Source organism: Rhodoferax sp. EU05-FHT12H12 (genome assembly GCF_058791215.1).
In genome coordinates, this window is the sequence record NZ_JBYTDI010000003.1 from 576,160 (window position 1) to 583,959 (window position 7,800).

A 7,800-nucleotide genomic window follows, 5' to 3' on the forward strand; every position below is an offset into this window, starting at 1 on the left:
ACAGTTGGTTAGAATACCGGCCTGTCACGCCGGGGGTCGCGGGTTCGAGTCCCGTCCACTCCGCCAAATTCAAAAAGCCGCTGCATCCACATGCAGCGGCTTTTTCTTTGGCTGCGCCACGCGATGTGGCCACAATGGCGGCATGCACAAACATTTTTCTGAAACCACGGGCCATCAGCGGCTGGTTTATGGTGCGTTGGCTGGCGGCGTAACGGCGTCGTTGCCTTTGCCGGTGGCGACGCCCTCGCAAGCCTTGTTGGCCTGGACCGTGGGGGCCAGTACCTACCTGGTCTTGTCGTGGTGGCTGGCTGTGGCATTTGATGCCAAACGCACGCGGGCCCGGGCCCAGGCGCAGGACCAGCCAGGCATGACCTTGTTCGTGTTGTTGTTGCTCTCGGTGTTTGCGAGTTTCACCGCCATTGCGTTGATGCTGCAACACGTCAAGGACCTCTCCGGCATGCAGCGCGCAGCGCATCTGGCCTTGAGCCTGTTGGCGCTGGCGGCATCGTGGCTGCTGATGCAAACCATCTTTGCCTTCCGTTACGCCCATGTGTACTACCAGGAAGAGCTGCGTGGGCAGCCCCACGGGGCGGGGCTGGATTTTCCGGGCAAGTTGTCGCCGGACTACTTTGACTTTTTGTACTACGCCCACGTGGTGGGCATGACCTCGCAGGTGTCGGACGTGGTGGTCACCTCGCGCCAGATGCGCCGGCTCACGTTGCTGCACAGCGTGAGCGCGTTTGGGTTCAATATGCTGGTGCTGGCCCTCTCCATCAACGTGATGGCGGGCGCGATCCAATAAGTCCGCTGGACAGGGCGGTGCCCAGCAAGATGATGGGGCCGCAGACCAGCATCCAGGGGGTGATGGTCTCACCCAACAGCAGCACGCCGTAGGTCACGCCGAACACCGGGATTGCGTAGGTCACCGTTAGCGCCTTGGCGGGGCCGCGGCGGTCAATCAGGCGGAAGAAGATCACGTAGGCCACACCGGTGCACAGCACGCCCAGTGCCAACAGGGCCAGCCAGGCTGCGGTGCTGACGGCGTGTGCCGGCCAGTACCAGAGCGTGAAGGGCAGCAGGCCCAGCGTGGCACCCACCTGGCTGCCGGTGGCCAGCACCATGGAGGGCACGCCAGCGAGAAAGCGGCGCGTGAAGCTGGCCGAAACGCCGTAGAAGAAACAGGCCACCAGACAGGCCAACACGGCCCAGCCGGTAGATCCGCCACCGGCACTGGGTGTGAAGCTGGACTTGCTCCAGGCCAGCAAGGCCACCCCGAAAAAACCTACCAACAAACCCAGCACACGCAGTCCGTGGGGCCTGTCCTTGAGCCAGACCCAGGCCACCACGGCGCCAAACAGCGGCACCGTGGCGTTGAGGATGGACGACAGCCCGGTGGAGATGGACAGCAGCGCAAACGACAGACAGGCGAAGGGAATGGCTGAGTTGAGGATGCCCACCGTGAACACCAGCTTCCAGTGCTGGCGCAGCGCAGCTACCTGGCCTCGGTACCACAGGATGGGCAGCAAAAAGGCCGCGGCAATGCCCACCCGCATGCCCGCGGTGGGTAGCGCACCAAACTCCTTGGCGCCCATGCGCATGAACAAAAAGGACGAGCCCCAGATGGCGGCCAGCAAAACAAAGTCCAGCACCCATGCGGGTGCAGGGGGCGCGGTTGTGGGGGCGGCAGGCGTGGCAGAAGACGGAGAGGTCACACGGGGCTTTCTAATTTGAGCAAGGCAATTTTGCGTTCCAAACCACCGGCGTACCCGGTCAGCGCCCCGTGGGCGCCCAACACGCGGTGGCAGGGCACGATGATGCTGATGGGGTTGCGCCCCACGGCGGCTCCCACGGCGCGCACCGCCGCAGGGTTGTGGATCTGTTGGCTGATGTGGCCATAGCTTACCGTGCCGCCCGGGGCAATGGTTTGCAGGCGGGCCCACACCGCTTGCTGGAAGGCGGTGCCACCGGACAGGTCCAGCGGCAGGTCGAAGTGCTGGCGTTGGCCGGCAAAGTATTCCTGCAATTGCTGGCCCGCCGCATGCAGCAGCGGGTGCTGGGCCTGCACCGGCCATGCATCGAAAGACGGCTGATGCTGCTGCCCATCAAACCAGGCACCGACCAGCGCCGTGTCGGTCGCGGCCAGTGTCATGGGGCCCAGCGGGGTGGCCAGGGCGGTGCGGACGGTGTGGGGTGAGAATTTCATATAAAAAGGCCTCCAGCCCTTGTGCAATATGCGCGAGTAGCTATCAATTTAATAGTGACCAGGCGCGCACTGTGGCATAGCTGCGCCATGGGCGCCAGGCCTGCGAGGCGTGCTCGGCGGCCACCGCTGGGCGCGGCTGCTCGCGCACGCCCACCGCCTTGTGCAGGGCCACGTCGCCGGCCGGAAAGGCGTCGGGCCAGCGCAATGCACGCATGGCGATGTAGTGCGCCGTCCAGGCGCCGATGCCGGGCAGGGCTTGCAGGGCCTGCAACGTGGCAGGCACATCGGCACTGGCGTTGAGCGCCAGCTGTCCGTCCGCCACCGCGGCGGCCAGCGCGCGGATCGCCTGCTGGCGCTGGCGCACGATGCCAAGCTGGCCCAGGTCGTCGTCACTGGCGTGGCGCAACTGGGCCGCGCTTGGGAACAGATGGGTAAGGCCAGTGATGGGCGTGGCCAGCGGCGTGCCAAAACGCTGTACCAGCCGGGCGCCCAGGGTGCGCGCGGCCTGCACCGTGATTTGCTGGCCCAACACGGCGCGCACCGCCAGCTCAAAACCATCCACCGTGCCCGGCACGCGCAGGCCCGCCCCCTCGGGAAAAGAGTCCTGCAGCACTGCGTGGATGGCATGCGGGTCAGCATCCAGGTCCAGCAGACTGCGCACGCGCGCCATCACCAGCGGCAGGGCTGCGGCCAGTGATTCACTGACCGTGATCTGCACTTCACTGCGTGCGGGGTGCAGCTGCAGTTGCACCCAGCCCTGCAGCGTCTGTCCGGCCACGTCCAGCGCCAGCGTGCGGGCCAGGCGCAGCTGCGCCACGTCCACCACCTCCACGCCGGCCAGGCTGCGCTGGGCAAAAAATTGCAGCAGAGCCGCCTCATCCAGCGGCGGGCGGTAGGCGGCTTTGAGTTGCAGGCCGGTGCCGTGGCCCACGTGGCTGCCTGTGGCGCTGCGCAGCGCACGCGGCTGCAGGCGGTACTGGGCCACAAACACGGTGTTGAAGCGCCGCACGCTGGCAAAGCCGCTCAGTGCCGCCACCTGGGCAATCGGCAACTGCGTGTCGGTGAGCAACTGCTTGGCCGTCAGCAGGCGCCGGGTCTGCAGGTACTGCAGCGGCGAGACACCCCACAGCGCTTCAAAAATGCGGCGCAGGTGGCGCTCGCTCACGCCCAGGCGCGTGGCCACTTGGCCCATGCTGGGTGCGCCATCGCTCCACAACTGCGGGGCGTCCAGCAACTGGGCGGCTTGGCGCGCCAGGATGGCGGAGGCATCCTGGGTGGACCAGGCCTGCGCGCCCAGCGCCTGCAGCCCTGAGGGCGCCAGCTCGGGGCGGCAGCGCATGCAGGGCCGAAAGCCGGCCGCTTCGGCCTGCGAGGCCAGGGCAAAGAAACGGCAGTTCTCCTGCTTGGGCGTGCGCACCTTGCAGACTGGCCGGCAGTAGATGCCGGTGCTGGTCACGCCGGTGAAAAAGCGCCCGTCAAAGCGCGCATCGCGGGCCTTGAGGGCCAGGTACTGGCCCGCAGGGTCGGCGTGGGCGGAAGAGGGGGTGTGCATGGCGCTGATGATACGGAGCCACAAGCTCTGTATGCGCCGTTTTCGGACATGTGGCTGTGGCAAAAACGGGGAGGGCGCCGCCTACAATGTGCCGCCACAGACCCTGGCTTTCGCACAGGGCCACAGAGAGGACCGTACCGTGCAGCTTGCCCCCAGTATTTTCAAAGCCTATGACATCCGCGGCGTGGTGCCCAGCACCCTGACTGAAGACATTGCGCTCGGTCTGGGCCGCGCCTTTGGCACCGTGGCCATGGCCCAGGGTGAAACCACCGTGGCCGTGGGCCGCGATGGCCGTTTGAGCGGCCCCAGCCTGGCGGCTGCGCTGATGCGCGGCCTGCAGGAGGCCGGTGTGGCGGTGATCGACGTGGGCATGGTGACGACGCCGCTGCTCTACTTTGCGGCCCATACCCTGTGCCGCAGCGGTATCCAGGTCACGGGCAGCCACAACCCTCGCGACTACAACGGTTTCAAGATGGTGCTGGGCGGGCGGGCCATTTACGGCGCCGACATCCAGGCCCTGCGCACGCACATGGAGCAGGACAGCTGGGTGCTGCAGCCCGGTGGCTCCTGCCGCAGCGAGGATGTGCTGGCGGCCTACACCGCACACATCGTGGGCGACATCCGGCTGGCACGGCCGCTGAAGATTGTGGTGGACAGTGGCAACGGCGTGGCCGGGGCCTCGGCACCGGCCATCCTGCGGGCCATTGGCTGCGAGGTGCAGGAACTGTTCAGCACGGTGGATGGCAACTTCCCCAACCACCACCCGGACCCGAGCAAGCCCGAGAACCTGCGCGACCTGATTGCCGCCTTGCAGGCCGGGGACGCCGAACTCGGTCTGGCCTTCGACGGCGACGGTGACCGCCTGGGCATCGTCACCCGCGATGGGCAGACCATCTACCCGGACCGCCAGATGATGCTGTTTGCCCGCGACGTGTTGTCGCGTGTGCCAGGCGGCACCATCGTGTTTGACGTGAAGTGCTCGCAGCAGTTGGCGCCCGCCATTGTGGCCGCCGGCGGCCAGCCCCTGATGTTCAAGACCGGCCATTCGTTGATCAAGGCCAAGATGCGCGAACTCGACGCGCCGTTGGGCGGCGAGATGAGCGGCCATATCTTCTTCAAGGAGCGCTGGTTTGGCTTTGACGACGGTACCTACGCGGGCTGCCGCCTGCTGGAAATCCTGAGCCGCTCGCCCGACATGGGCGCCGTGCTCCATGCCTTGCCCACCAGCTTTTCTACCCCCGAGCTCAATGTGGCATGTGCCGAAGGCCAGCCGCACGCACTGGTCGACCAGTTGGTGGCCCGGGCCCACTTTGCAGCTCCAGCGGTCGTCAACACCATTGATGGTCTGCGCGTCGATTGGCCCGATGGTTTTGGCCTGGTGCGTGCATCCAACACCACACCGGTGCTGGTGCTGCGTTTTGAAGGGCAGACCGAAGCTGCGCTGCAGCGCATCGAGGCGGACATGCTGGCCTTGTTGCGCAGCGTCAAGCCCGATGCCACGTTTGAAGAGGCTGCGCATTGAGCCAGACCGTTGCGGTCCAGCGCATCCTGATCGTCAAGCTCTCGTCGCTGGGCGATGTGGTGCACGCCATGCCCGCGGTACAAGACCTGCGCCGCGCCTATCCGCAGGCGCAGATCGACTGGGTGGTGGAGGCCGCATTTGCGCCGCTGGTGGCGCGCTGCGAGGGTGTACAGGGGGTCATTGCGTGTGAACTGCGGCGTTGGCGCAAGGCGCCGTTTTCCGCCTCCACGCGCCGTGAGTGGAAGGCGTTCAAAGCGCAGCTGCAGAGCCGCACCTACGACGCCATCATTGACCTGCAAGGCCTGAGCAAGTCGGCGCTGGTGTCCTGGCTGGCACGTACCACGCCACATGGCAAACGGTATGGCCTGGCCAACCGGACCGAGGGCTCAGGCTTTGAAGCCCCGGCGCGCTGGGTGGCCGATGTGGCGATTGACATTGAACCCCACGTGCATGCTGTGCAGCGCTCCCGCATTTTGTGTGCCGCCGCCTTGGGCTACGACCTGCAGGGCCCGGCATTGCCAGGCCTGCATGCCGGTGGCCTGGCCGCCGCAGCCCCCCTGCAAAGCGCTAGCAATGGCAACCCGTTTGCACCCAAAAAACCTGTGGTGGCGCTGGTGCACGGTACCTCGCGGGCCGACAAGGAATGGCCGAAGGCCGCGTGGGTGGCGCTGGGGCAGCGCCTCAACCATGCGGGCTTTGCCGTGGCACTGCCCCATGGCAATGCGGCCGAGAAGGCCACCAGCGAAGCGATTGCCGCGCAACTGGGCGATGCCTGGGTCTGGCCCGCCATGGCGCTGGACGCCATGACCGACACCCTGGCCCAGTGCGCCGGCGTGGTGGGCGTGGACAGCGGTGTGAGCCACATTGCCGTGGCGCTTGATTTGCCGCATGTGCAGATCTACAACTTCGACACCGCCTGGCGCACCGGGCCCGAGGTACTGGCCGGCACCGACGCCGCCACCGCCCCGCGCCTGCCGCTGCGCCAGTGCCGCGTGTTTGGCCAGCCCCAGCCGACGGTGGACGCCGTGTGGGACGCTTGGGAAAGCCTGGCCACTCCGGTGCTGTGCCGATGATGCGCGCGCTGTATTCGCTGGCCGTTTGGCTGGCCCAGCCCTTGGTGCGCCGCAAGCTGCGCCGTCGCGCCGTGGCCGAGCCCTTGTATGGCGAGCACCTGGCGGAACGTTTTGGCCACTACGCGCAGCCTGCCGCTGCGGCAGGCGCAGGCCCCCTGGTCTGGCTGCACGCGGTGTCGCTGGGTGAAACCCTGGCTGCGGCCACCTTGGTCACAGCCCTGCGTGCCCAACTGCCTGGCATGCGTCTGCTGCTCACCCACGGCACGGCCACCGGCCGCGCGGCAGGGGCTCGCCTGTTGCAGCCCGGGGATGTGCAGGTCTGGCAGCCTTGGGACACGGTGGGTGCCGTGCGCCGCTTTTTGGCCCACTTCCGCCCGCAGTTGGGCCTGCTGATGGAAACCGAACTCTGGCCCAACCTGGTGGCCGAGAGTGCGCACGCTGGCGTACCCTTGTGCCTGGTGAATGCGCGCCTGAGCGAGAAAAGCCTGAACCAGGCCCAGCGCCTGGCCTGGCTGGCACGCCCCACCTACCGTGGCCTGCACGCCGCGTGGGCGCAGAGCGAGGCCGATGCCCAGCGCCTGCGCCAGCTGGGCGCGCCGGTGCGCGGAGTCATGGGCAACTTCAAATTCGACATGGCGCCCAACGCTGCGCAACTGGCGCAAGGCCGCGCCTGGCGCGGCGCCAACGCCCACCCGGTGCTCATGTTCGCCAGCGCGCGCGAAGGCGAAGAGACCATGCTGATCGAGATTTTTAAGCGAAATAGGCCTCTAGCCCCCGTGGATATTGCGCGAGCAGCTCCTGAAACCATAGCAAATGCGGTGCAGTGGCTGGTGGTGCCACGCCACCCGCAGCGCTTTGACGAGGTTGCCGCGCTGTTCACCGCGGCGGGCTACACGGTGGCCCGCCGCAGCCAGTGGCACGCCGACGGCCCACTGGCTGCCGATATCTGGCTCGGTGATTCGTTGGGCGAGATGGCGCTGTACTTTGGCTTGGCCCATGCGGCCCTGCTGGGCGGCAGTTTTGCGCCCTTGGGCGGGCAAAACCTCATTGAAGCCGCTGCCTGTGGTGTGCCGGTGTTCATGGGGCCGCACACCTACAACTTTGCCGAGGCGGCGCAGCTGTCAGCGGACGTAGGGGCCGCATTTCCGTGTGCCGATTTGGCCGAGGCGGTGGACCGTGCCACGGCCATGTTGCACAAGCCGCAGGCGCTGGAGGTGGCCCAGCAAGCCGCCCTGGGTTTGGGCGCCGCCCACCGTGGTGCGGCGCAGCGCACGGCCCAGGCGCTGGCCGCCGTGCTGGCAGAAAAAAGGCCCTGACCTGGCAAGGTACAGGGCCCGGACGGGGGGGGCGAAAACTCAGTTCGCCAACTGCCCATTGATGGGATTCAAATCCTCGGCCACCAGCGAGCCATTGGCCTGCTTGAGCTTCAAGCCGCCCACCAGCACGTCAT

Annotated in this window: 7 protein-coding genes; 4 read left to right on the forward strand and 3 right to left on the reverse strand. The window is 66.8% G+C overall.

The features are described 5' to 3' along the window. The first annotated feature begins 142 nt into the window (after positions 1-142). A complete protein-coding gene (locus AC3WS7_RS12205) occupies positions 143-802 on the forward strand; it encodes a DUF1345 domain-containing protein (RefSeq protein WP_492656527.1) in 660 nt (219 codons plus the stop codon). Here the strand turns inward: AC3WS7_RS12205 and AC3WS7_RS12210 are convergent. Genes AC3WS7_RS12210 through AC3WS7_RS12220 form a run of 3 tightly spaced genes read right to left on the reverse strand, consistent with a single transcriptional unit; the run spans position 774 to position 3,755 of the window. Continuing rightward, positions 774-1,712: a DMT family transporter gene (locus tag AC3WS7_RS12210; RefSeq protein ID WP_492656528.1), complete on the reverse strand. Its 939-nt coding sequence runs from the start codon at positions 1,710-1,712 to the stop codon at positions 774-776. The two genes, AC3WS7_RS12205 and AC3WS7_RS12210, sit on opposite strands and share 29 nt — an antisense overlap. Further along, the gene (locus tag AC3WS7_RS12215; RefSeq protein ID WP_492656529.1) at positions 1,709-2,203 is read right to left on the reverse strand and encodes a methylated-DNA--[protein]-cysteine S-methyltransferase; all 495 of its coding nucleotides are present in this window, start codon (positions 2,201-2,203) and stop codon (positions 1,709-1,711) included. The genes AC3WS7_RS12210 and AC3WS7_RS12215 overlap by 4 nt, the downstream gene beginning before the upstream one ends. 43 nt (positions 2,204-2,246) lie before the next feature. After that, positions 2,247-3,755, reverse strand: a complete 1,509-nt coding sequence (locus AC3WS7_RS12220) for an Ada metal-binding domain-containing protein (protein WP_492656530.1) — start codon at positions 3,753-3,755, stop codon at positions 2,247-2,249. Between the two features lie 139 nt (positions 3,756-3,894). Between AC3WS7_RS12220 and AC3WS7_RS12225 the strand changes: the two genes are divergently transcribed. From AC3WS7_RS12225 to AC3WS7_RS12235, 3 genes are read left to right on the forward strand one after another with little or no spacing between them, the layout of a single operon-like run. Then, positions 3,895-5,277 carry a phosphomannomutase/phosphoglucomutase gene (locus AC3WS7_RS12225; RefSeq protein WP_492656531.1) on the forward strand — a complete coding sequence of 461 codons (1,383 nt, stop codon included), beginning with the start codon at positions 3,895-3,897 and terminating at the stop codon, positions 5,275-5,277. Beyond that, positions 5,274-6,350, forward strand: coding sequence for a lipopolysaccharide heptosyltransferase I (waaC, locus tag AC3WS7_RS12230; protein ID WP_492656532.1), 1,077 nt, complete (start codon positions 5,274-5,276; stop codon positions 6,348-6,350). The genes AC3WS7_RS12225 and waaC overlap by 4 nt, the downstream gene beginning before the upstream one ends. Beyond that, complete coding sequence (locus AC3WS7_RS12235) at positions 6,347-7,666, forward strand: 3-deoxy-D-manno-octulosonic acid transferase (RefSeq protein ID WP_492656549.1); 1,320 nt, start codon at positions 6,347-6,349, stop codon at positions 7,664-7,666. Before waaC ends, AC3WS7_RS12235 begins: the two co-directional genes overlap by 4 nt. Positions 7,667-7,800: the final 134 nt, after the last annotated feature.